General features: G+C 64.2%; 1 protein-coding gene and 1 pseudogene. One reads left to right on the forward strand and one right to left on the reverse strand.

The window, feature by feature from the left end; translation table 11 throughout:
• Positions 1–209, reverse strand: a 209-nt coding sequence (locus M3G03_RS12875; RefSeq protein ID WP_311197561.1) for a recombinase family protein, incomplete at its 3' end; no start/stop codon positions are given.
• Between the two features lie 162 nt (positions 210–371).
• Here M3G03_RS12875 and M3G03_RS12805 point away from each other — a divergent pair.
• A pseudogene (locus M3G03_RS12805) lies at positions 372–464 on the forward strand (transcriptional regulator); the annotation flags it as partial.

Genomic DNA, 464 nt, shown 5'->3' on the forward strand with positions numbered 1-464 from the left:
AACGTATCGCCGTCCCGACAGGCAGCCAGCGCCTGCCGCAGGCCCTCACGGTCGGCGTTGCGGCCCGTGAGCCCGTGATCGACGTAGATGCGCTTGGGATCGACGCCGAACGCCGCGAGTCCGTCACGCTGCGCGGTCAGTCCTGCTCGTCGGTGGAGACTCGGGCATAGCCGACCTTCAAGGGGGACATGCTCCCCAGTGTGTCTTATAGCCTCCCTTCACCGGACGGGTCTTACGGGACAGCCCGCCAGGCGTGCCGTCGTTCCTCTCGATAAGCAGCGGTGGTGTCCGGTGTGGGTTCCCCTTACGGGCATGCGATCTGGGCTGACGCCTGTGACCGAGTGTTCACTGCGCGCTGTATAGTTCAGTCCATGCTGACTATTGCTTCGCGTCTCGACGTGATGAACCGCCTGGGTCGTGCACTGGCCGACCCCACACGATCCCGGATCATCTTGACCCTGCTT

Origin of the sequence: Aestuariimicrobium sp. p3-SID1156, assembly GCF_025144225.1 — a bacterium.
Lineage (GTDB): Bacteria > Actinomycetota > Actinomycetes > Propionibacteriales > Propionibacteriaceae > Aestuariimicrobium.